Source organism: Sulfuritalea sp. (genome assembly GCF_031426875.1).
Classification (GTDB): domain Bacteria; phylum Pseudomonadota; class Gammaproteobacteria; order Burkholderiales; family Rhodocyclaceae; genus Sulfuritalea.
In genome coordinates, this window is the sequence record NZ_JASJPC010000046.1 from 23,042 (window position 1) to 45,750 (window position 22,709).

A 22,709-nucleotide genomic window follows, 5' to 3' on the forward strand; every position below is an offset into this window, starting at 1 on the left:
ATTCTTCGGAAGAGACCATGACAATGACAAATAATAATCCAGAGGAATCAACAAGCTACGAGCACACCGGGCAAATGGACCTGCCCCTGCCGCAGGAGATATCCGGCGAAGTGCTGCTCGAAAAATATGCAAAAGGAACCGAACGCGACGTGCGCGACGTGCGCAGCCGCGTCGCCCGCGCGCTGGCCTCGATAGAAGTCGAGGAAAAGCGCAGTTTCTGGGAAGCGCGCTTTCTCGAAGCCCAGGAAAACGGCTTCGTTCCGGCCGGCCGCATCAACTCCGCCGCCGGCACCGATCTGTGCGCGACGCTGATCAATTGCTTCGTGCAGCCGGTCGGCGATTCGATTTCGGAAATCGTCGACGGCCGCCCCGGCATCTATACCGCCCTGCTGCAGGCCGCCGAAACCATGCGCCGCGGCGGCGGCGTCGGCTATGACTTCTCGTCGATCCGCCCGATCGGCGCCCACGTCAAGGGCACGCAGTCGCGCGCTTCCGGCCCGGTGTCCTACATGCGCGTGTTCGACCGCTCCTGCGAGACCGTCGAATCGGCGGGTTCGCGCCGCGGCGCGCAGATGGGCGTGCTGCGCTGCGACCATCCGGACATCGAGGAATTCATCCACGCCAAGGATGCCGGCGACCTCTCCAACTTCAACATCTCGGTCGGCGTCACCGATCCCTTCATGCAGGCCGTCGAAGCCGACGGCGACATCGAGTTGACGCATCGCGCCACGCCCTCGGCCGACATCAAGGCCGCCGGCGCCTACCAGCGCGGCGACGGCAGCTGGGTTTATCGCAAGGTGCGCGCGCGCGACCTGTGGGAGCAGATCATGCGCTCCACCTACGATCACGCCGAGCCGGGCATCCTGTTCCTCGACCGCATGAACAAGGACAACAACCTCTACTACTGCGAGACCATCGAGGCCACCAATCCCTGCGCCGAACAGCCGCTGCCGCCCTACGGCTGCTGCTGCCTGGGCTCGATCAACCTGACGCTGTTCGTCAAGGACGCCTTCAGCAAGAGCCCCAGCTTCGATTTCGCCGCCTTCGGCCGCGTCATCGACACCTCCGTGCGCATGCTCGACAACGTGCTCGATGCCACCCACTGGCCGCTCGAACAGCAGCTCAAGGAAGCGCAGAACAAGCGCCGGGTGGGCCTGGGCTTCACCGGCCTCGGCGACGCGCTGATCATGCTCAAGCTGCGCTATGACACCGACGTCGCGCGCGCCATGGCGACCAAGATCTCGGAATACATGCGCGACCGTTCCTACCTGTATTCGGTCGAACTGGCCAAGGAACGCGGCGCCTTCCCGCTGTTCAATGCCGACATGTACCTCTCCGGCGGCAATTTCGCCTCGCGCCTGCCCCAGGAAATCAAGGACGCCATCCGCAAGCACGGCCTGCGCAACTCGCACCTGCTGTCGATCGCGCCCACCGGCACCATCAGCCTGGCCTTCGCCGACAATGCCAGCAACGGCATCGAGCCGCCCTTCTCCTGGGTCTATACGCGCAAAAAGCGTATGGCCGACGGCACCTTCAAGGAATACGCGGTCGAGGACTATGCCTGGCGCCTGTACAAGCACCAGGGCGGCGACATCAGCAAGCTGCCTGACTACTTCGTCACCGCACTGGAAATCTCGGCCCAGGCCCACGAAAAGATGGTCGCTGCCGTCGCGCCTTATGTCGACACCTCGATCTCGAAGACGGTGAATGTGCCGGCCGACTACCCCTATTCGGAGTTCGAGGACCTCTACATGGTGGCCTGGAAATCCGGCCTCAAGGGGCTGGCCACCTACCGGCCCAACTCGGTGCTGGGCAGCGTGCTCTCGGTCAGCGGCACGCCGACGGAAAGCGCCCAGAAGCAGCCGCAGGACGTCACCATCGACAACGCCAACCGCCGCCTGTCGATCGGCGCCCTGCCCGCTCCGGTGCTGGCGTCCTTGCGCTGGCCGGGTCGGCCGCGCATGGCCGACGGCAATGCGGCCTGGACCTACATGGTCGAGGCGCCGCACGGCGAGTTCGCCCTGTTCGTCGGCGAGATCGCCAACGACATGGGGCGCAACGTGCCCTTCGAGGTCTGGGTCAATGGCGCCGAGCAGCCGCGCGGCATCGGCGCCGTGGCCAAGACGCTGTCGATGGACATGCGCGCCAACGACAAGGCCTGGCTCAAGCTCAAGCTCGACGCCCTGGCCAAGACCCAGGACGATGATTCCTTCGAACTGCCGCTGCCGCCCAATGGCGAACGCAAGCTGGTGCCCGGCGTGGTTTCGGCCCTGGCCCAGGTGGTACGCTACCGCTGCGAAAAGCTCGGCGCGCTGGAAGGCGCCGAAGCCACGCCGGTGATCGACTGCATGTTCAGCCGCGACGAACCCAAGACCGGCACCGACGGCACGCTGTCCTGGACCGTCGATGTGGTCAATCCGGCGGCCGGCGAGGAGTTCGTACTGGGCCTCAAGGAAATCACCCTGCCCGACGGCGTCACGCGGCCCTATTCGGTATGGCTCTCCGGCCACTACCCGCGCGCCCTGGACGGCCTGACGCGTCTGCTCTCGCTCGACATGCGCGTGCTCGACCCGGCCTGGATCGGCATGAAGCTGCGCAAGCTCTTGAACTACGCCGAGCCGCTGGGCGATTTCATGGCCCGCGTGCCCGGCTCCAACAAGCAGCAGAACTGGCCCTCGACCGTCGCCTACATCGCGCGCCTGATCATGCATCGCTACGCCATGCTGCGCATCCTCGACGAGAACGGCTACCCGACCCGCGAAATGGGCATCCTCGAAGTCCCCGAACAGAAGAACGGCGGCGTCAAGGTGATGCAGGGCTCGCTGTGCGGCGAATGCGGCAACTACACCGTGATCCGCAAGGATGGCTGTGACTTCTGTTCGGCGTGTGGTGCGGTGGGGAGTTGCGGCTGACCGGGGCAAGACGCTGACCCAAAATAGAAGGCCTCAGGAGTGATCCTGAGGCCTTTTTCGTAGCGCGCTAATCCATTGCTGGGCGTGCTTGATCCGGACTATCTATTGCGCTCCTGACGTCGCTCTTCACGTTGTTCGCGCTCTTTCTCACGCTCTTTCTCGCGCACTTTCTCCTGCTCCTGCCTTGATTCCTGCGACGCTCCCTTGCCACGCTGCGTGCTTTCCTGGCCGGGTCCTGGCATCTGCCGCTCACGCTGGACTGCCTGTGGCTGCTTCTGAACATCGACCGCCGGGTCTCTCTGTCGAGAAGGCGCTTGAGTTGGGGCTGATCGCCTGCCGTCTTCTTCGCCTTTTTGCGGCGACTGCGGGCGCGGGGCGACCGGACTGCCCTGCTGCAGCGGCGCTGGCGGATTGGCGCGCTGCTCGTCCTGCTGCCTGGGGGTTCTCTGCTGAGGCGTTTCCTGCCGGGACGATGTGGGCCGCGCAGCCTGCTCCTGGTAATGTTGCCGCACCACCGCGTCGCGCGGTTGGTAGCGGTAATTGCGGCTGTTGAGCTCGTGCTGCTGCTCCACTCTGGGATATCGATCCCCTGAATACTTTTTCTGGTAGACAGGCAGTGGAGCAGGCGCTGGAACAGATTTGCGCTCCCATCTGTCCCATCCGCTGCGACGCTGCTCCCATTCGTGGCCCCAGTGGTGTCCCCAGCGCGGTGGCGCATCGGACCGCCACTCGCGAAAATACATGGGAGGATTGCGGTAATAGCGGACCGGGATGCGCAGCACGAACAGCGGCACATACTCGGGGCCCACAAACCACCAGGGGCCGTTGTACCAGGAACTCGAGTACCAGTTGTCCCCCTCGTATACCCAGTACATGCCGTCGTAAAAGAAGAAATTCGAATTCAGGCGCGGCGCGTAATAGACCGGGTAGCCCGGCACCTGAACAAGGGTTGGGAACAAGGGCAGATTGATCCCGATGCTGATGCTCACCTGGGCAAGGGCCGAAGTCACCGAGCAAAGCAACATCCAAAGCACAACGATTGCGTAGCGCATTTTCTGTCCTCCAGTTCGATCATTGGGGGCGCACTGCGGTTACGAAAAAATGATACCGTTCCAGAGTCCTTCCGGGTCTGGTGCCGAACCAGCCTATCCGATTCCGCCTGGAACGTTCTGTGGGCTATCGCACATAGGACGAACGGATAAACGCTCGCGACGACCAGGCGGCCGCCGCCTGATTCTTGCCGCGCCTGTTACTCGCGCTCCATGACTAACGCATCGAGCCGCCGCATCCAGGCCAGCACTTCGCGCACGGTTTCCTCGGGGCGCTCGAAAGGGAACAGATGCGAGCCTTCGAGCCAACTGATGCGCCCCTGCGTGATGCGGTGCGTGGCGGCGAGCCCGACCTGGCGCACCTCGCGCGAGCGCGTGCCGGCGACGAAGGCCACCGGCCCGCCCGGCGGATGCAGGCGCAGGTAGGGCGCCAGACGGTGCGGCACGGTCGAGTAGATTTCGGCTTCGATCGCGGGACGAAAGCTCAGGCGGCGCCCCGTCCCGGCGCTGTCCGCCGGGTCCTGCTCGGTGCCGAAACGGACATAGTCGTCGAGGATGGCCGGATGCCAGCGGGCGAACATCGGCTTGGCGGAAAAGTGCCGATGCGCTTCACCCAGATTGGGCCAGCGATCGCGACGCTTGACCGCCACCGCGGCAGGCGACACCCGGTCCATCTGGCCGACCGCCTTGACCACGCTGATCAGGCCGGACTTCCAGCCATAGACGATCGGCGAATCGAGCAGCACGATGCCGCGCACGCGCTCCGGACGCTGGCCGGCCGCCAGCAGGCTCAGGTAGCCACCCATCGAATGCCCGACCAGCCAGACGCGCGGCTGCGGCAAGCTATCGATCAGGGCCGTGAGCTGCTGCGTCATGCCGCGCCAGCGGCGATCGACCGGGAATTGTGCGTCGTGGCCGAAGTGCTCGACCGCGGCCACTTCGTGACCGGCGGCGCGCCAGCCGTCGAACAGCTGGCGATAAGTCGAGGCGTTGTAGCTGTTGGCGTGGGAAAAAACGATCATGATGACAAATAGGATATTGCGGTGGTATCAAATTGGCAGACACATTGTAGGGCGGATGGTAGGGCGGACTTCAGTCCGCCATCCTCCGCTGGCCGACTGAAGTCGGCCCTACAACGCCATCCACGTCCTGGCCGACTGAAGTCGGCCCTACAACGGCCCTACAACGGCCCTACAACGGCCCTACAGCGAGGGCGTTGGCGCCCGCAGTCATTTGCGCCGCGTAGGCGCGTTTTTCAACAGCCGAGAGTTGCTTGATGCGGTATTCGGCCTTCGAGGCTGCAGAACGGTCGGGATGCGCCTCCGTCGCGAGCAGGCGCAAAGGCGGATGCAGGCGCATGTAGCGTGCGCCGCGCCCTTCCAGGTGGGCCCTGAAACGCGCGGCCGGATCGACGGTGATCCCGGTATAGAGACAGCCGTCGGTGCATTCGATCAGGTAGACGTACCAGGTCTTGCTTGCTGCCATCGGATCAGGTCAATAGCGGGTGCATCCAGACAAACAGCACCTGCCCCTGCGATTCGGCCAGGCGCGCCAGATCGCCAAGCTCGAACACCATCGCCTGCACGTCCGCCGCGTCCCACTGCTCCATTTCGTACTCTTCGGTAGCGGCCAGTTCTTCGGCGACCAGTTCCAGCGCTTCCTCGTCCAGCGTGGCCAGGCGCTCCATGACTTCGTCGGCAATGCGCAGCACCACGGCGCCCTCGTCGGCCACATACACCGGCTCGTAGCTGCCGACGGCCTCTTCGAATTCGTCGCCAGTCAGCAGGCAGTGCAGCGTGGCGATCTTGGCCGTGTCGATGCCGCGCCGCTCGATGCCGCTCCATTCGTCCACCGGCCGCAAGGACTCGCCGATGGCGGCGTATTCGTCTTCTTCGGCGGCGACGATGTTGGTCAGTATTCCCAAGCGATTTCTCCTATGTGCAATGCCCGCCGATCATAACGGAAACCCGCGTGATAACCGCTGGCGAATCCGCTCAGCGCGCCCGCCGGCGGGGGCGCGCAAGCGGCGCGGGACTTGGCGGCAAGCCCAGCGCCTGACGCGACAGGCGGTCCGCCGCGCCATTGCGATGGCGCGGAATCCAGACCAGTTGCACTTCGTCGAAGCGCGGCAGCCAGTCGCGCGCCGCGGCCACCTGCTGGCTCAGGCGGGCGATCTGCGTAGCGTCCGGGCCGCGCACGTAGCGAATTGCAACATCGCTGTCGCCGCGCAGCAGCAGCTTGCGCGCACCGGCCGCAAAAGCCATTTCGAGCGCCGCGCAAAGCGCCTGCAGCTCGGCCTCGTTGTTGCAGCCGCAGATGTTCAACAGTTGGGATTTTTCACTGCAACTGCCGTCGGGCGCTATCAGCAATACGCCGATGCCGATCTTGCCCGGATTGGGCAAGGCGGAGCCGTCGAACCAGGCCTGCCAGAAGTCCTCGACGACCGTCGCCTTAAAACAGGCTGGCGACGACGAAGCGATCGCGTGCGGCAAGTTTTTCGAGGCCCTTGACCACTTCGAGCGAGGCGCCCCATTTCATGATGTGCGCCAGGAATGTGGTCAGGGCCTGCGACAGCGCGTAGCCGGTTTCCCGCCATTCGCTGCGGAACTCGTCGAAGTCGACTGTCTTGGCCGAAAGCTTGCCGCTTTTCATCGGCACCAGCGTGACGCTATCGCCGCAATGGCGGATCACGATCGCGGTGGTGCGCTTTGCATTGATGACAACCACATGAGTCTCCCGGTACGGCTGACGGAATCGAGACTAACCGCAGTGAATACTCAATGAGACTTGGAAAAAAAGTCCTTTTTGGCGCCAGATTTCAGCCCTTGGCCTCCAGCGCCTCCCAGCGCAGCAATGCCGCATCGATCTCGGCATCGACCTTGGCCAGCCGGGTCTGCACTTCGCGCTGGGCCTCGGCCGGGCCCTGATAGAAGGCCGGATCGCCCAGCCGGCCTTGCAGCGCCGTCTGCTCGGCTTCCAGCGCAGCGATGCGCGCAGGCAGTTGTTCGAGCTCGCGCTGCTCCTTGAAACTCAGCTTCTTGCGCTGCGAAACCGTAGTTTTAGTTCCGGCCGCTTCGCTTAACGCCGATGAATCCGGCGTTAGCCTGCACTGAAACTTCGTTTTCGCCGTATCGCCAGCGCCAACTCTTGAGGCCGGCTTGGCATCGGGGCCGCCCGTGGCATCGAAGCGCGCCGCGCCGCCGGCCGGCCGCTGGCGCAGCCAGTCGCTGTAGCCGCCGACGTATTCCTTCCACTGCCCGCCGCCTTCGCTGGCGATGGTCTGCGTCACCACGTTGTCGAGGAAGGCCCGGTCGTGGCTGACCAGGAACACCGTGCCGGAATAGTCCTGCAACAGGGCTTCGAGCAGTTCCAGGGTTTCGATGTCGAGGTCGTTGGTCGGCTCGTCCAGCACCAGCACATTGGCCGGCCGCGCGAACAGGCGCGCCAGCAACAGCCGGTTGCGCTCGCCGCCGGACAGCGACTTGACCGGCGAACGCGCGCGCTGCGGCGCGAACAGGAAATCTTCGAGGTAGCCGATCACATGCTTCTTCGAACCGCCTATCTCGACATAGTCCGAGCCGGGACTGATGACTTCGCATAGCGGCGCCTCGGGGTCGAGCTGGGTGCGGAACTGGTCGAAGTAGGCCACTTCGATCTTGCTGCCCAGTTGCACCTTGCCGGCGTCGGGCTGCAGTTGGCCGAGGATCAGGCGCAGCAGCGTGGTCTTGCCGGTGCCGTTGGCGCCGATCAGGCCGACCTTGTCGCCGCGCTGGATGCGGCAGGAAAAGTTCTTCACCACGATCTTGTCGGCCGCAGTTGTCACAAATCGCTTCGATACGTCTTCGAGTTCGGCCACCAGCTTGCCGGAGGCATCGCCGCGCACCACGCGGAAATCCACCTTGCCCAGCTGATCGCGCCGCGCCGCGCGCGCCGCGCGCAATTGTTCGAGGCGCTGCACGCGGCCGACGCTGCGCGTGCGTCGCGCCTCGACGCCCTTGCGGATCCAGATTTCCTCCTGCGCCAGCATCTTGTCGGCACGGGCATTCGCCAGCGCCTCCTCGTTGAGCATGAACTCCTTGCGCTGCTGGTATTCGGCAAAGCGCCCCGGGAAAGACACGAGCTTGCCGCGATCGAGTTCGAGGATGCGCGTCGCCACGCCGTCGAGAAACACCCGGTCGTGGGTGATGACCATGATCGCACCGGCATAGCCGCGCAGCAGGTCTTCCAGCCAGAGAATGCCGTCGACATCGAGGTGGTTGGTCGGCTCGTCGAGCAGCAGCAACTCGGGCTCGACCACCAGCGCACGCGCCAGCGCGACGCGCTTCTTGCCGCCGCCGGAGAGCGCATCGACGCGCGCATCGCCGTCCAGCGCGAGACGCGAGATGGCCTGCTCGACGCGCGAATTCAGGCGCCAGCCGTCATTCGCTTCAAGTTGAGTCTGCAGTTCGTGCATGCGATCCATGGTCGCCGCGTCGCCAGCGCCAACTTTGTGGGTCACCTCGTGGTACTCGGCAAGCACCCGCGCCACCTCGCCGAGGCCTGCCGCGACGGCCTCGAACACCGTATCGTGGGTGGCGAATTCGGGCTCCTGCGGCACATAGGCCACGGAAAGGCCGGGCTCGCGCCAGACCTCGCCGTCGTCCAGCGAACCCAGCCCGGCCAGAGCCTTCAGCAGGCTGGATTTTCCGCTGCCGTTGCGACCGATCAGGCCGATGCGTTCGCCGGCATCGATCTGCATCGCGGCGTGATCCAGCAGGGCCACATGCCCGTAGGCAAGACAGGCGCGATCAAGGGAAATAACGGGCATGGAAACGGAGTCGGGAAATGGGTGCCGGATTATAGGCGCGCAGGGTAAAATTCGCGCCTTGCGCCCTTGTAGCTCAGTGGATAGAGCGACCGCCTCCTAAGCGGTAGGTCTCAGGTTCGATTCCTGACTTGGGCGCCAGTGACTAGTCAGGCGTATTATTCAAACAATGATTGCCGACGAATCGACCCTCGAAGAACAACTGATCCTGGCGCAGGCCGATTCCCGTGACATGAAGCGCACGGTGATCGCGCTGCGCACGGAACTCGAAGCGGCACACGCGGAAATCAAGGCGACGACCGCGCGCGTGACCCAGGCCAACGCCGCAGAAATCGCCCAACTCAAGACCACCGTCGGCGCCCTGCGCGAAGAGTTGGAGCGTGCGCACATCGAGCGCGAAAAGGCGATCCAGCAGGAGCGGGTCGCCGCCAGCCAGGAAGCTCACATGCTCAAGGCCACGGCGGCCGCCTTGCGCGAGGAACTGGAGCAGTCGCGCGCGGAACGCGATCATGCGGTACAGCAGGAACGCGTCGCCGGGCATAACGAAATGCAGCAACTGAAGGCCACCGCGGCGGCCCTGCGCGACGAACTGGAACGGGCGCGGGCGGATACCGACAATGCCGTGCGTTCGGCGCTGGTCAGCGCCCAGGGCGAAATCGCCCAGTTGCGGCAGACGGTCAGCGGTTTGCGCGAAAGCCTGGAACTGGCGCAGATCGACAGGACCAATTCAGTCAATCGCGAACGCAGCCTGTTCGCCGATGAGGGCGCGCAATTGCAGAGCACCATCCAGGCCTTGCGCGACCAGATCGAAGCCTTGCGCCGGAGTTGAGCATGAATGCCGTGGATCAGCCTCTGGAGCCCGCCCCCGCGAAAAAGAAGACGCCCGAACGCGACCAGGAAGGCCGCCGACGCCTGCGCCACCTGGAGCTGCTGCTGGAAGTCACGCGCCGCATGGCCAGCTATGGCACGCTCGACGAAGTGCTGCAGGCCCTGGTGGAAATGACCACCACCGAACTGAATGCCGAGCGCGGTTCGCTGTTCCTCAACGACCCCGACACCAACGAACTGTATTCGCGCGTGGCGCAGGGCAACATCCAGCGCGAAATCCGCATCCTCAACACCAGCGGTATTGCCGGTTATGTCTACACTGCGGGCGAGGCGCTGATCATCGCCGACGCTTACGCCGACGACCGCTTCAACCGCTCGATCGACGAGCAGACAGGCTTCACCACGCGCAACATCCTCTGCGTGCCGATCAAGACGGTCAAGGGCGAGATCATCGGCGTGGCGCAGACCCTGAACAAGCGCAGCGGCAAGTTCACCCGGCACGACCTCAACCTGCTCGAAGCCATGACCAGCCAGGGCACGCTGGCGCTGCAAAGCGCGCAGTTCATCGAACGCATGCAGGCGATCCGCCGGCAAGAAATGGAGTTCATCGACGTCGTCTCGGAAGTCACCGCCGACATCAAGCTCGGTTCGCTGTTGCAGAAGGTCATGGGCGAAGCCACGCGCCTCTTGAATGCCGAGCGCTCGACGCTGTTCCTCAACGACGAGAAGACCAGCGAACTGTGGTCCGAAGTCGGCCAGGGTCTGGAGTCGGTGCAGATTCGCCTGCCCAATCATCTGGGCATCGCCGGCGCGGTGTTCAGCTCGGGCAAGGCGATCAACATCCCCTACGCCTACGCCGATCTGCGCTTCAATCCGGCCTTCGACAAGAAGACCGGCTATTTCACGCGCTCGATACTCTGTGTGCCTATCGTCAACAAGCACGGCAAGGTGATCGGCGTCACGCAGGTGCTGAACAAGCGCGGCGGCCCCTTCACCGGCGAGGACGAATCGCGGCTGCGCGCCTTCACCGCGCAAATCTCGATTGCACTGGAAAACGCCAAGCTGTTCGCTGACGTGCAGAACATGAAGAACTACAACGAGGCGATGCTGGAGTCGATGTCGAATGCCGTGATCACGCTCGACGAGTCGGAGAAGATCGCCACTTGCAACGCCGCCGGCCTGCGCATCCTCAAGGTGACGCCGGCTCAGATCCTGCACCAACCGGCCGTGGACTTCTTCTCCGGCAGCAATGCCTGGATCCAGGAAAAGCTCAAGCGCGTGGGCGAGACCCAGACCACCGAGCTGGCGATGGAAGCCGAATTGATGGTCGGCGAAGACAAGCTGTCGGTGAACCTGACCGCCCTGCCCCTGCTGTCGGCGGAGAAGAAGCGACTCGGCTCGATGCTGATGCTGGAAGACATTTCCAACGAAAAGCGCATGCGTTCGACCATGTCGCGCCTGATGGACCCGGGCATTGCCGACCAGATGCTGGCCGGCGGCGTCGACGCCCTGGGCGGCAAGAACGTCATGGCCACGGTGCTTTTCTCCGACATCCGCGGTTTCACCACGATCACCGAGCAACTTGGCGCCCAGGGCACGGTAGCACTGCTCAATGAATACTTCACGCTGATGGTCGACTGCATCCAGCGCGAGGAAGGCATGCTGGACAAGTTCATCGGCGATGCGATCATGGCCGCCTTCGGCATCCCGGTCGGCCACGACGACGACGCCGACCGCTCGGTGCGGACCGCGATCGCCATGATCCGCGAGCTATGGAACTGGAACAAGGGACGCGTGAGCGAGGGCAAGCTGCCCGTCGACATCGGCGTCGGCCTCAATAGCGACAACGTGGTATCGGGCACTATCGGTTCCAAGAAACGCATGGACTACACCATCATCGGCGATGGCGTGAACCTGGCTGCGCGGCTGGAATCCGCCTGCAAGCAGTATGGCGCCCACATCCTGATCAGCGAGTTCACCTACAAGCAGCTGCGCGGCACTTATTACAGCCGCGAACTCGACCTGGTGGTGGTCAAGGGCAAGACCAAGCCGGTCGCCATCTACGAAATCCTCGATTACCACACCGAGGAAAGCTATCCGCAGATGATCGATGCGCTACGCCATTTCAAGTCGGGACTGGTCAAGTACCGGCAGCAGAAATGGCATGACGCCAAGGGAGAATTCGGCGAGGTGCTGGCGCTGAACGACCACGACAAATCCGCGAAGTTGTATATCGAGCGCTGCGATCACTTCATCGCCAATCCGCCTGGTGACGATTGGGACGGCATCTGGGTGATGGAGTCGAAATAGCCCGCAGGCCTCGTCGCCCGGCGGGCGAACGGCTTACTTGACGCGAGTGAGGAAAGGCTTTCCGGAAGAACGCCGCTCGGCGGGAGAACGCCGCTCGGCAGGCACGTCCTGCGGCAGCTTGTCTTGCACCGCGGCATCTTCGGCAACGGCATCGGCCACAACCTTGTCCGTGACCTCGAAGGCCATGCCTTCCCCATTCTCGCTGGCGTAGATCGCCGCGACCCGCTCTATCGGCACCACCACCGGAAAGGCGCGCCCGCCAAAACGCGCCTGAAAAGTAATTTCCTCGTTGCCCATCTGCAACTGGTGCGTCGCTTCGATGCCGACATTGAGCACGATCTCGCCATCCTTGACGAATTCGCGCGGCACGCGCGTCGTCGCATCCACCTTGACCGCCAGATAGGGCGTGAAACCCTGATCCGCACACCATTCGTGAATGGCGCGGATCAGGTAGGGTTTGGTGGACTTCATTGGCGTTGCGCCAAGATGAATCAAACTGAAAACAGGGATGATGCGCCTCAGCGGCGCATCATCTTTTCTGTCGGCGTCAGCGCGTCGATAAAACCCTGGCGCGAGAAGATGCGCTCGGCAAACTTCATCAGCGGCGACGCGGTCTTCGGCAGTTCGATACCGTAATGGTCAAGACGCCACAGCAGCGGTGCGATCGCCACGTCGAGCATGGAGAAATCGTCGCCGAGCAGGAACTTCTGCTTGTTGAACATCGGCGCCAGTTCGATCAGCCGGTCACGCATATGCAGCCGTGCCTTGTCCGCCGACTTGAGGTTCTTCTCCAGCGCGTCGATGTGGCTGAACAACTCCTGCTCCATCGTGAACAACAGCTGGCGCGCCTTGGCCCGCGTTTGCGGATCGGGCGGCATCAACTGCGGATGCGGAAAGCGCTCGTCGATGTACTCGTTGATGATGTTCGACTCGTAGAGAACCAGATCGCGATCCACCAGAACCGGAACCCGGTTGTAGGGATTGATGATCGCGATGTCTTCAGGTTTGTTGAACAGATCGACGTCGATCACCTGAAAATCCATCTGCTTTTCGTACAAGACGATCCGGCAGCGATGACTGAAGGGGCAGGTCGTACCCGAATACAGGTTCATCATGGCACTGGTGCCCCAGGAGTAATCGGCATCACGCACCACTTTGCGGACAGGCGGTGCGTTCATTTCTCGATGCCCCATAGTTTGCATTCACGTATCAAAGTTAATGGATGTCTTTCCAGTACTCGCGTTTCAGCGCGTACGCAAAGACGAAGATGACTGCCAGGAAAATCAGCACGATCACACCCAACTGCTTGCGGAACTCGGCCATCGGCTCCCCCATGTACTTCAGGAAGCCCACCAGGTCGCCCACCGCCGCATCGAACTCCTGCGGCTTGAGTTTGCCCGGTTTGACCAGGTTCAGCTTGTGGTCGGCGCCCATCACCTGCTCGCCCTGCAGTTCCCAGAGCACGTGCGGCATGCCGACGTTTTCGAACACCACATTGTTCCAGCCGGTCGGACGCTTGTCGTCGCGATAAAAGCCGCGCAGATAAGTGTAGAGCCAGTCGGCGCCGCTGCCGAACTCGGAGGCCCGCGCCCGCGCGATCACAGTCAGATCGGGCGGCGCCGCGCCAAACCAGACCTTGGCATCGGCGCGCTGCATCGCGATCTTCATCGGCTCGCCGACTTTTTCGGCGGTGAACAGCAGGTTGTCCTTGATCTGCGCATCGTTGAGGCCGATGTCCTTCAGGCGGTTGTAGCGCATGTAGGACGCCGAATGGCAGTTCAGGCAGTAATTGACAAATATCTTGGCGCCGTTTTGCAGGGCGGCCATGTCGTTCGCCTTGTCCGGCGCACGATCGAGATGCAGTTCGGCGCCAGCGCCAAAGGCCAGCAAGGGCGCGAACAGGATTGCGCTAAGGAATTTCTTCATTTCGAGGTCACCCTGTCCGGCTCCGGTTGGCACTTGTCCAGACTGCTGTAGATCGGCATCAGGAGGAAGAAGGCAAAGTAGATCACCGAGCAGATCTGCGCCACGAGCGTACGCATCGGTGTCGGACCCAGCATGCCCAGATAGCCGAGGATAAAGAAGGAAACGATGAAGGCGGCGAGGAAGCCCTTGTACAGGGGGCCGCGATAGCGGATCGACTTGACCGGACTGCGATCCAGCCAGGGCAGCAGGGCGATGATCAAGGTCGATGCGCCCATCGCGACGACGCCCCAGAACTTCGCATCGATGCCGAACAGCGGATAGGTCACCGCACGCAGAATCGAGTAATACGGCGTGAAGTACCACACCGGCGCGATGTGCGGCGGTGTCACCAGCGGGTCGGCCGGGAAGAAGTTGTTGAATTCGAGGAAGTAGCCGCCGAACTCGGGCATGAAGAAGACGATGACCGAGAACACCATCAGGAAGACCACCACGCCGACGATATCCTTGACCGAGTAGTAGGGATGGAAGGGAATGCCGTCGAGCGGAATCCCGTTCGCATCCTTCTTCTTCTTGATCTCGACGCCGTCCGGATTGTTGGAGCCGACTTCGTGCAGCGCGAGGATGTGCGCCGCAACCAGGCCCAGCAGCACCAGCGGCACCGCAATGACGTGGAAGGCGAAGAAGCGGTTCAGCGTTGCATCGCCGACGACATAGTCGCCGCGCAACCAGAGCGAGAGATCCGGCCCGATCAGGGGAATCGCCGAGAACAGGTTCACGATCACCTGCGCACCCCAGAAGGACATCTGGCCCCATGGCAGCAAATAGCCGAAGAAGGCCTCGGCCATCAGGCACAGGAAGATGATCATGCCGAAGATCCAGATCAGTTCGCGTGGCTTGCGGTAGGAACCGTAGAGCATGCCGCGAAACATGTGCATGTACACGACGATGAAGAAGGCCGAAGCCCCGGTCGAGTGCATGTAGCGGATCAGCCAGCCCCAGGGCACATCGCGCATGATGTACTCGACGCTGGCGAAGGCGACCGGCACGCCGGACGCATTGAGCGAGGCGTCGGGCTTGAAGTGCATGGTCAGGAAAATACCGGTGACGATCTGGATCACCAGCACCAGCATCGCCAGCGAACCGAAGAAGTACCAGAAGTTGAAGTTCTTCGGTGCGTAGTATTCGGAAAGGTGGGCTTTCCAGTTCGAGGTGAGCGGAAAGCGCTCATCGACCCAGTTCAGCGTCCCCTGCAATATGGCATTCACTTTGCTCATCGCATCAGGCCTTCTTGTCTTCGCCAATCACAAGCTTGGCGTCGCCAAGATACATGTGCGGAGGGATTTCGAGGTTGTCCGGCGCCGGCTTGCTCTTGTAGACGCGGCCGGCCAGGTCGAAGGTGGAACCATGGCAGGGGCAGAAGAAACCGCCCGGCCAGTCGGCCTCGATGCCCGATTCCGCACCGGTCTTGAACTTCTCGGTGGGCGAACAGCCGAGGTGGGTGCAGATGCCCACCGCCACCAGGATCTCCGGCTTGATCGAGCGTGTCTCGTTCTTCGCGTAGGCCGGCTGCATGTTCTTTTCCGACTTCGGATCGGCCAGCTTCTCGCCAATCTTGGCCAGGGACTCGAGCTGCTCCTTGGTGCGATTGATGATCCAGACCGGCTTGCCGCGCCATTCGACGGTCATCATCTCGCCCGGGGCGAGCTTGCTGATGTCAACTTCCACAGGCGCGCCGGCAGCCTTCGCCCGCTCGGAAGGCAGCATGCTGGCCACGAAAGGCACAGCCACCGCCACCCCCGCTACCCCGCCTGCGGCTGCCGTGGCAACCAACAGACGCCGTCGACCGCAATCGACTGTATCGTCACAACTCATGGTGATAGTCCCTGAATGCAGAAATGCGAATTCGGAAAGACCGCAATTGTAGCGAATCTCTCGCGGCGATTAAAGCCCTGAACTGAGCCATCTTATCGGCGCTGACTGTTGTAATGCCAATACCATCATATTAATCAGCTAGATAACTCCTGCTCCGCGCAAGCCAACAATCTCTTCAGGGGTATAACCGAGCCGCCCAAGAATCGATTCCGTATGCTCTCCGAGGGCTGGACCGAGCCAACGGGTCTCTCCTGGCGTCCGGGACAGCTTGGGCACGATGCCTGGAATATGAAAGTCTTTTCCATCAGGGAGTTGCGCGGATTCGAGCATCTGCCGCGCGAGAAATTGCGGATCGCGAAACATGTCCTCGACGGAAAAAATGCGGCTGGCGGGCACCTGAGCCTCAGAGGCGATGCGCAGGACGGTTTCGGCGTCATGCGCCGCAACCCAGGCATCGATCACAGCGTAGATTTCCGCGGCCCGCGCATCGCGGCCGGCGTTGCTGGTCAGTTGCGGATCGTCGGCCAGGTCGCCACGACCGATGGCGAGCATCAGGCGGCGGAATATCGCGTCGCCGTTGGCGCCGACGATCAGGTGTTTGCCGTCCTTCGTGGTGTGCGTGTTGGAGGGCGTGATACCCGGCATCACGTTGCCGGTGCGCTCGCGGACAAAGCCGAAGACGTCGAACTCGGGCACCAGGCTTTCCATCATGGCAAATACCGCTTCGTACAAGGCGACATCGACCACCTGTCCGGCGCCACCCTGGACCTCGCGATGGCGCAGTGCCATCAGGGCACCCAGCGCACCCCACAACGCAGCAATCGAGTCGCCGATTGAAATTCCGGTCTTCACCGGCGGCCGGTCGGCAAAGCCGGTGACGTAGCGCAGGCCGCCCATCGATTCGCCGATGGCGCCGAAACCGGGCTGGGCGGCCATCGGCCCGGTCTGGCCGAAGCCGGACAGACGCACCATGACCAGGCCCGGATTGATCGCCGAGAGCGCCTCCCAGCCCAGTCCGAGCTTTTCCATGACCCCGGGGCGGAAGTTCTCGACCACGATATCGGCCTCGGCCACCAGCTTGTGCGCAATCGCGATGCCTTGCGGATGTTTGAGGTTCAGCGTCACCGATTGCTTGTTGCGTGCCTGCACGAACCACCACAGGGAGGTTTCGCCGTCCCCGGTCGGATACAGCTTGCGCCATTTGCGCAGGGGATCGCCCTCGCCCGGCGCCTCGATCTTGACCACCTCGGCGCCGAACTCGGCGAGGATGCGCGAGCAGAACGGACCCGCTATAAGGGTGCCGAACTCGACGACTTTTACGCCGGCCAGTGGCTGCGTGGAAGCGTTCAATCCGGGCTCAGAGCTTATGAAGAAATCGTCCCCCAAGGGGACTTCCTTCGGGGCGTAGCCGCTGGGCCGCAGCGGGGTGCGGCCGGAGCGCAGCTACCGGAATGTACGCGTTTGTACATGAGGATAGCCGGGGTTGCCAAATGAGCCGCCCAAGCCCCGATCCGGCTCGCGCAGTAGATTTATTCATAAGCACTCACACGAAGTCGCGCCGCTCGCGCAGAGCCTGCGCCACGGTGGCCGCGTCGGAAAATTCCAGTTCGCCGCCGACCGGCAGGCCGCGCGCGATGCGGCTGACCTTGAGCCCGCGCGCGTGCAGCAGCTCGGAGAGGTAATGCGCGGTAGCCTCGCCCTCATTGGTGAAATTGGTGGCGAGAATCACTTCCTTGACGATGCCATCGGCGGCCCGTGAAAACAGACGTTCGAAGGCCAGCTCCTTGGGTCCGATGCCGTCGAGCGGTGAGAGCCGGCCCATCAGCACGTAGTAGAGACCGTTGTAGGCATGCGTCTGCTCCATGCTGTTTGCATCGACGGGCATTTCGACGATGCATAGCTGCGAAGCATCGCGGCGCGGCGAGAGGCAGCGCTCGCAGATTTCGGCTTCGGTGAAGCTGTTGCAGCGCGCGCAGTGATGCAGCGACTGCAGGGCGGCGTCGAGTCCACGTGCCAGCCGGTCGGCGCCATTCCGGTCGCGCTGCAAGAGGTGGTAGGCCATGCGCTGCGCCGACTTGGGGCCGACGCCAGGCAGGCAGCGCAAAGCCTCGATAAGCTCGTCGAGGCTAGACGACGGAGTCATACCAGCTTGTGAAGAAATCGTAGCGAGCGGGCCGCAGCGGGGTGCGTCCGGAGCGCAGCTACCGGAATGTACGTTTCTGTACATGAGGATAGCGAGCACCGCCCAAGCCCCGATCCGGCACGCGCAGTAGATTTATTCATAAGCTGTCAGAACGGCAGCTTCATTCCGGGCGGAAGGTTCAAGCCGGCCGTGAAGCCGCCCATCTTTTCGGCAGTGGTCGCTTCGGCGCGCCGATTGGCATCGTTCAGCGCCGCCGCGATCAGGTCTTCCAGCATTTCCTTGTCGTCCATCACCGAGGGATCGATGGTGACGCGCTTGACGTCGTGCTTGCAGGTCATCACCACCTTCACCGCGCCGGCGCCCGACTGGCCTTCGACTTCGAGCTGCGCCAGTTGCTCCTGCGCCTTTTCCATGTTGGCCTGCATCTGCTGGGCCTGCTTCATCAATCCGGCTATGCCACCCTTCATCATTTTCCTGCACTCCTTAAACGGGTTTGATCGTCGATTCGTCGATGCTCGCATCGAACAGGTCCACCACATCGCGCACGAAGGGATCCTGTTCGATCGAGGCGATGGCGCGTTCCTGGCGCTCGCGCTGCTGATTGCGGCTGCGCTGGGCCGGAGTTTCGCTGGCAACGTCCGCGACGTCGATTTCGAGCCGCAGCGGACGGCTGTACCAGGCTTGCAGCTCGGTCTGCAGCTTGTCCTGCTGGGGCTTGCCGAGCAGATGCTTGTGCAGCGGTGCCAGGCGCAGGCGGATCACCGACTCGGTGAGTTCCGACAATTCGCAGTGCTGCGCCAGTTGCTTGGCCATGCCCGTCAGCGGCAGGCGCGCCACCAGGACATGCCAGTCGTCATCGGAAAGCGCAGCGACGGCCGCCGCCGCGGGCGGCCCAGCAGGCGGCTCAGGAGTTGGCGCTGGCGGCACGGCGGCTAGCGACGCGGCGGCCGGCGGCCGGACCGGAGTCGCCGGGGCGACCGATGCCGCGGCCGGTGCGGACTTGCGCACCGGCGCCGGTGCGGCGGCGAGCTTCACCGCCACCTTGGCCACCCCGGCACGCTCCGGCCGGAACGCATGCAGCCGCAGCAGGCTCATGACGAAGCCGGCATAGTCGTCAGGCGCCAGCGGCAGCTCGTCGCGGCCGTGAATGGCGATCTGGTAGGCCAGTTGCAGATACTCCGCATCCAGCACTTGCGCGTAGAGTGCCAAGCGACTGCGCTCGGTCTCGTCGAGCAGCGCTTCAGGGGCGAACTGCGCCAGCGCGATACGGTGGAACAAGGTCGCCAGTTCCTGCAGGCCGCCGTCGAAGGACAGGCTGCGCGCATCCATCAGCTTGGCCACTTCGAGCATGGCCTGGACGTCCTGGGCGACGAGCCCATCGAGCAAGGCGAACAGGTGTTCGTCGCCCACCGTGCCGAGCATGGCGCGCACCGCCTCGTCTTCGACCTTGCCCGCGCCATGCGCGATGGCCTGGTCCAGCAAGGAGAGCGCATCGCGCATGCTGCCCGCCGCGCCCTTGGCCAGATGGCGCAGGGCGGCCGGCTCGAAGGCGACGCCCTCGGCCTCCAGCACGCGCGACAGGTGATCGACGATATGCGTCAGCGGCATCTGCTTGAGGTTGAACTGCAGACAGCGCGACAGCACCGTGACGGGAATCTTTTGCGGATCGGTCGTGGCGAGGATGAACTTGACGTGCTCCGGCGGTTCTTCCAGAGTCTTCAGCATCGCATTGAAGGCGTGCCCGGAGAGTTGGTGAACTTCGTCGATCACGTAGACCTTGTAGCGGCCCATGGTCGGTGCGTAGGTAGCGCGCTCCAGCAACTGGGTCATGTCGTCGACCCCGCGATTCGAGGCGGCATCGAGTTCGATGTAATCGACGAAACGGCCGCTATCGATCGCGGTGCAGGCCGAACACACACCGCAGGGCGTGGAACTGATGCCCGCTTCGCAATTCAGGGCCTTGGCCATGATGCGGGCCAGCGTGGTCTTGCCGACGCCGCGCGTGCCGGTGAACAAGTAGGCGTGATGCAGGCGGTTCTGCTCCAGCGCATGGGTCAACGCCCGCACCACATGCTCCTGCCCGACCAGGGTAGCGAAAGACTTGGGGCGCCACTTGCGCGCAAGGACCTGATAACTCATGCGGCGATTTTATCAGGCCCGTCAACGCAAACGGGGCAACCCGCAAAGCCGGCCGCCCCGCCGTGCCGCGAACTGAAATCAGCCCTTGCGCGGCTCCACGGCGCCCGGTGCCCCGCGACCGTGCCGATGCCTGCCGGCGGCGCTGAAATGCTTGTCGGCGGCCGCCTTCTGTTCCGGCGTCAGCGCAGCGTAGAGCCGGGTGAAGGATTCGTTGACCGATTCCATCGCCGTGACACGCTGTTTCATGAGGCCCTGCATCTGCGCCAACTGCTCCGGCGCGCTAACCGGCTTATCGCTTTGCCGGCGCTCGCGCATGGCCTGTATGCCCTTTCCGCTTTCATTCTTCGATTTCTCGGCAAAGGCCTGCCAGAGCGGTTCCTGCTGGCCGGTGATCTTCAGATCGGCTTTCAGCCGACTCAGGCGCTGCTCGACGCGTACACCCGGATCCATCATGCCGCGCTGCATCGCACTGCGCTTGATGCCCGGCCTGCCGTCGGGATCGCAACCCGGACCCTGCGCATAGGCAACGCCGAAAAATACCGCGCTGGCGGCGAGAAAGCCTGCAATAAGTGTGTTTCTGCGATTCATCGTCTGCTCCTGTCTTGAATGCCTGATGGCAGGAAGCATTTCAACCGACGGCTGTAAGCCCGGTGTGACAGCGGCGCGCAGTTTGTAAGGGAAGATTACAAGACCGTGTCTATCGAAAGGAGGTGCGGCGAGCCTGACCCCCGGCACTTGCGGAAAACGGCTGTGGCTGCTTCCTTCCGGACCTGACCAGATTCACCACCCCGCAATGCGGGGAGACCCGCCGCAAGAGAATTTTAACAGCTTTCATCGCATGGCCGCCGCATCGCCAGCGCCAACTCTTCGACCGGACGCGTTCAGCCTCCGCCACGCGGGTAATAACGGTAGGCCGCCGGTCGCCTGCGGCGGCAGGCGGACAAAATCTGCACGAGTGATGGTCGCGTCAAATACGGACGGGAAAATACGCGCGGAAATATCATCCGCCGGCGACGGGCGGCCAGATGGCAAGCGTTTCTCCGTCGCGCAGAACCCGGCCGGCACGCTCCGCCGGCGGCACGAAGTTGCCGTCGATCAACACCAGATGCACCAACTTCTGCGGCAAACTGAAACGCGTGACGAGATGCTCGACGGTGGTGCCCTCCGCCAGATCGAGCGTCAGCGCGTTGGTCTTTTTGCCCTCGGGCGGCAGATAGTCCTGCAGGGTGGCAAACAGCTTGAACGTTATCTTCATGCCGCTTTCTGCGCGGTCGCCAGATACGCGGCCATGAAGCAGGTCGGATCGGCCAGCAAGCGGGCCTTCCAGTCGCCCAGCGGGGCCTGGGTCTGCACCAGGCCGCGCAGCGCGCCGACGTGGTCGGTCCAGCCTATGCTCGTGGCGCCGATCATAACGTCGTCCTTGAACTGCAGCGACAGGTAACGGTAGTTCGCATCGTCGATCAATTCCACGCCGTCGCCGCCCTGCTCCCTGGCAACGCCCTGCCACTGGCCGAAGGAGGTCGATATCAGACCCAGGGTATCCAGCACGTTGATCGCCAGACTGCCACCGCTCGCCGCCTCCCCGCCCGCCATGTTGTGCGCGGCAATGCGCGCCTGGTCCACCGCGTTGGGCTGGATCGCATTGAGTTCGGGTTTGCCGGTATGAAAATCCGCTGCCTCGGTCACGTCGCCCGCGGCGTAGATGTCGGCGACGCTGGTGCGCATGCCGGCATCGACGCGGATGCCGCGTTCGACGGCGACCCCGCTGCCGGCCAGGAAGGCGGTGTTCGGCGTGATTCCGGCGGCGCATATCACCAGATCGGCAGCAATCTCCGCACCAGTGGTGAGCTTGGCCATCAGAGCGCCATCCTTTTGCATGATCGCGGTCACCCCGGACTTGACATGCACGGCGACGCCCTTGCTCTCTACCCATTGGCGAATCATGTTGCCGGCCTTGGCGGTCATCATGCGCGGCACCATGCGGTCGCCCATCTCGACCACGGTCAGTTCGACGCCGCGCGCGGCCAGCGCTTCCATGATGATGCAGCCGATGAAGCCGGCGCCGATCTGCAACACCCGCGCGCCCGACTTTGCCTTGGCCGCGATCGCCCGCGCGTCCTCGATGGTCCAGCAGGTATGCACGTTCGCCAGGTCCATGCCGGCAACCTTGGGCCGTATCGGTTGCGAGCCGGTCGCGATCAGCAGACGGTCATAAGGCAGGCGCTCGCCGCTGGCGAATTCCACCTGCTTTGCCTGCGCATCGACCTTGACCACCTTGCCTTCTATCAGGTGGATGCGCTCCTTGGCGTAGTGGTCGTGGCTCTTGCGCAGGTGCGTGCCGCTGTCCGCGATTTTTCCGATCAGGAAATAGGGAATCGCCATGCGCGAATACGGCGGTTCCGCCTCGTCGCCGATCAGCGCGATTTCGGCGTCCGGCTGCAGGCGGCGCAAGGCTTCGGCGGCGACCAGTCCGGTCGGTCCGTTGCCGATGATGACGTGTTTCATGGCTTTTCCTCAAAACGATCAGGGGACCGGCATTGCCGGTCCCCCGAGGGCATTACACGATTACAGGCCGAGCCGCGCCAGGGTTTCCTTGGTCGGCACGCCGTCCGCAGTCCAGCCGCGGACCTTGTAGTACTCGGGCCGCATCTTGTCGATGCCATTCACCAGGCCCTTGGCCGGCCCGGTCTTGGCCGGCTCGGTCTTCAGCCGCGGCGGCAGGTCGT

At 63.3% G+C, this 22,709-nt stretch carries 23 protein-coding genes, 1 tRNA gene and 1 other RNA gene; 4 read left to right on the forward strand and 21 right to left on the reverse strand.

The annotated features are described in order from the left end of the window. Window positions 1–74 precede the first annotated feature (74 nt). A complete protein-coding gene (locus RMO95_RS18615; protein ID WP_310452164.1) occupies window positions 75–2,912 on the forward strand; it encodes an adenosylcobalamin-dependent ribonucleoside-diphosphate reductase in 2,838 nt (945 codons plus the stop codon). Between the two features lie 98 nt (window positions 2,913–3,010). Here RMO95_RS18615 and RMO95_RS18620 read toward each other — a convergent pair whose 3' ends face one another. The 7 genes from RMO95_RS18620 to RMO95_RS18650 form a co-directional block, all read right to left on the reverse strand. Beyond that, window positions 3,011–3,964 carry a hypothetical protein gene (locus RMO95_RS18620; protein ID WP_310452165.1) on the reverse strand — a complete coding sequence of 318 codons (954 nt, stop codon included), beginning with the start codon at window positions 3,962–3,964 and terminating at the stop codon, window positions 3,011–3,013. 197 nt (window positions 3,965–4,161) lie between these two features. After that, window positions 4,162–4,983, reverse strand: coding sequence for an alpha/beta hydrolase (locus tag RMO95_RS18625; RefSeq protein WP_310452166.1), 822 nt, complete (start codon window positions 4,981–4,983; stop codon window positions 4,162–4,164). Window positions 4,984–5,152: 169 nt separating this feature from the next. After that, on the reverse strand, window positions 5,153–5,446 hold the full coding sequence (locus RMO95_RS18630; protein WP_310452167.1) for a GIY-YIG nuclease family protein: 294 nt from the start codon (window positions 5,444–5,446) through the stop codon (window positions 5,153–5,155). 4 nt (window positions 5,447–5,450) lie between these two features. Continuing rightward, on the reverse strand, window positions 5,451–5,885 hold the full coding sequence (locus RMO95_RS18635) for a hypothetical protein (RefSeq protein WP_310452168.1): 435 nt from the start codon (window positions 5,883–5,885) through the stop codon (window positions 5,451–5,453). A gap of 70 nt (window positions 5,886–5,955) precedes the next feature. Beyond that, window positions 5,956–6,453 (reverse strand): ribonuclease HI family protein, encoded by a 498-nt coding sequence (locus RMO95_RS18640; RefSeq protein WP_310452169.1) that lies wholly within the window; start codon window positions 6,451–6,453, stop codon window positions 5,956–5,958. Continuing rightward, on the reverse strand, window positions 6,413–6,688 hold the full coding sequence (locus RMO95_RS18645) for a hypothetical protein (protein ID WP_310452170.1): 276 nt from the start codon (window positions 6,686–6,688) through the stop codon (window positions 6,413–6,415). The genes RMO95_RS18640 and RMO95_RS18645 overlap by 41 nt, the downstream gene beginning before the upstream one ends. Before the next feature lie 91 nt (window positions 6,689–6,779). Then, window positions 6,780–8,768, reverse strand: a complete 1,989-nt coding sequence (locus tag RMO95_RS18650; RefSeq protein ID WP_310452171.1) for an ATP-binding cassette domain-containing protein — start codon at window positions 8,766–8,768, stop codon at window positions 6,780–6,782. A gap of 62 nt (window positions 8,769–8,830) precedes the next feature. Between RMO95_RS18650 and RMO95_RS18655 the strand changes: the two genes are divergently transcribed. The 3 genes from RMO95_RS18655 to RMO95_RS18665 all read left to right on the forward strand — a co-directional run bounded on the left by RMO95_RS18655 (window position 8,831) and on the right by RMO95_RS18665 (window position 11,903). Next, window positions 8,831–8,906 (forward strand) — tRNA-Arg (locus RMO95_RS18655). A 28-nt stretch (window positions 8,907–8,934) separates the two neighbouring features. After that, window positions 8,935–9,594 (forward strand): hypothetical protein, encoded by a 660-nt coding sequence (locus RMO95_RS18660; protein ID WP_310452172.1) that lies wholly within the window; start codon window positions 8,935–8,937, stop codon window positions 9,592–9,594. A gap of 2 nt (window positions 9,595–9,596) precedes the next feature. Next, window positions 9,597–11,903 (forward strand): GAF domain-containing protein, encoded by a 2,307-nt coding sequence (locus tag RMO95_RS18665; protein ID WP_310452173.1) that lies wholly within the window; start codon window positions 9,597–9,599, stop codon window positions 11,901–11,903. Window positions 11,904–11,936: 33 nt separating this feature from the next. Here the strand turns inward: RMO95_RS18665 and RMO95_RS18670 are convergent, their stop codons facing one another. The 14 genes from RMO95_RS18670 to RMO95_RS18735 form a co-directional block, all read right to left on the reverse strand. Continuing rightward, a complete protein-coding gene (locus RMO95_RS18670) occupies window positions 11,937–12,374 on the reverse strand; it encodes a ClpXP protease specificity-enhancing factor (RefSeq protein ID WP_310452174.1) in 438 nt (145 codons plus the stop codon). Between the two features lie 47 nt (window positions 12,375–12,421). Beyond that, a complete protein-coding gene (locus RMO95_RS18675) occupies window positions 12,422–13,018 on the reverse strand; it encodes a glutathione S-transferase N-terminal domain-containing protein (RefSeq protein ID WP_310452185.1) in 597 nt (198 codons plus the stop codon). Between the two features lie 100 nt (window positions 13,019–13,118). Then, entirely contained in the window at window positions 13,119–13,829 is a 711-nt protein-coding gene (locus tag RMO95_RS18680) for a cytochrome c1 (RefSeq protein ID WP_310452175.1), read from the reverse strand. Further along, window positions 13,826–15,103: a cytochrome bc complex cytochrome b subunit gene (locus tag RMO95_RS18685; protein ID WP_310452176.1), complete on the reverse strand. Its 1,278-nt coding sequence runs from the start codon at window positions 15,101–15,103 to the stop codon at window positions 13,826–13,828. The genes RMO95_RS18680 and RMO95_RS18685 overlap by 4 nt, the downstream gene beginning before the upstream one ends. A gap of 4 nt (window positions 15,104–15,107) precedes the next feature. After that, the gene (gene petA, locus RMO95_RS18690; protein WP_310452177.1) at window positions 15,108–15,701 is read right to left on the reverse strand and encodes a ubiquinol-cytochrome c reductase iron-sulfur subunit; all 594 of its coding nucleotides are present in this window, start codon (window positions 15,699–15,701) and stop codon (window positions 15,108–15,110) included. A gap of 138 nt (window positions 15,702–15,839) precedes the next feature. After that, window positions 15,840–17,051 (reverse strand): CaiB/BaiF CoA-transferase family protein, encoded by a 1,212-nt coding sequence (locus tag RMO95_RS18695; RefSeq protein ID WP_310452178.1) that lies wholly within the window; start codon window positions 17,049–17,051, stop codon window positions 15,840–15,842. Window positions 17,052–17,244: 193 nt separating this feature from the next. Then, window positions 17,245–17,844: a recombination mediator RecR gene (gene recR, locus RMO95_RS18700; protein WP_310452179.1), complete on the reverse strand. Its 600-nt coding sequence runs from the start codon at window positions 17,842–17,844 to the stop codon at window positions 17,245–17,247. Between the two features lie 146 nt (window positions 17,845–17,990). Continuing rightward, window positions 17,991–18,314 carry a YbaB/EbfC family nucleoid-associated protein gene (locus RMO95_RS18705; RefSeq protein WP_310452180.1) on the reverse strand — a complete coding sequence of 108 codons (324 nt, stop codon included), beginning with the start codon at window positions 18,312–18,314 and terminating at the stop codon, window positions 17,991–17,993. Between the two features lie 13 nt (window positions 18,315–18,327). Then, entirely contained in the window at window positions 18,328–19,983 is a 1,656-nt protein-coding gene (gene dnaX / locus RMO95_RS18710; protein WP_310452181.1) for a DNA polymerase III subunit gamma/tau, read from the reverse strand. Between the two features lie 78 nt (window positions 19,984–20,061). Then, window positions 20,062–20,571 carry a Spy/CpxP family protein refolding chaperone gene (locus tag RMO95_RS18715; RefSeq protein WP_310452182.1) on the reverse strand — a complete coding sequence of 170 codons (510 nt, stop codon included), beginning with the start codon at window positions 20,569–20,571 and terminating at the stop codon, window positions 20,062–20,064. Between the two features lie 123 nt (window positions 20,572–20,694). Beyond that, window positions 20,695–20,793, reverse strand: an RNA gene (ffs, locus tag RMO95_RS18720) — signal recognition particle sRNA small type. Window positions 20,794–20,983: 190 nt separating this feature from the next. Next, complete coding sequence (locus RMO95_RS18725) at window positions 20,984–21,238, reverse strand: MoaD/ThiS family protein (RefSeq protein WP_310452183.1); 255 nt, start codon at window positions 21,236–21,238, stop codon at window positions 20,984–20,986. Continuing rightward, window positions 21,235–22,488: an NAD(P)/FAD-dependent oxidoreductase gene (locus tag RMO95_RS18730; protein ID WP_310452184.1), complete on the reverse strand. Its 1,254-nt coding sequence runs from the start codon at window positions 22,486–22,488 to the stop codon at window positions 21,235–21,237. Before RMO95_RS18730 ends, RMO95_RS18725 begins: the two co-directional genes overlap by 4 nt. 60 nt (window positions 22,489–22,548) lie before the next feature. Further along, window positions 22,549–22,704, reverse strand: coding sequence for an aldehyde ferredoxin oxidoreductase C-terminal domain-containing protein (locus tag RMO95_RS18735; RefSeq protein WP_310452186.1), 156 nt, complete (start codon window positions 22,702–22,704; stop codon window positions 22,549–22,551). Window positions 22,705–22,709 lie beyond the last annotated feature (5 nt).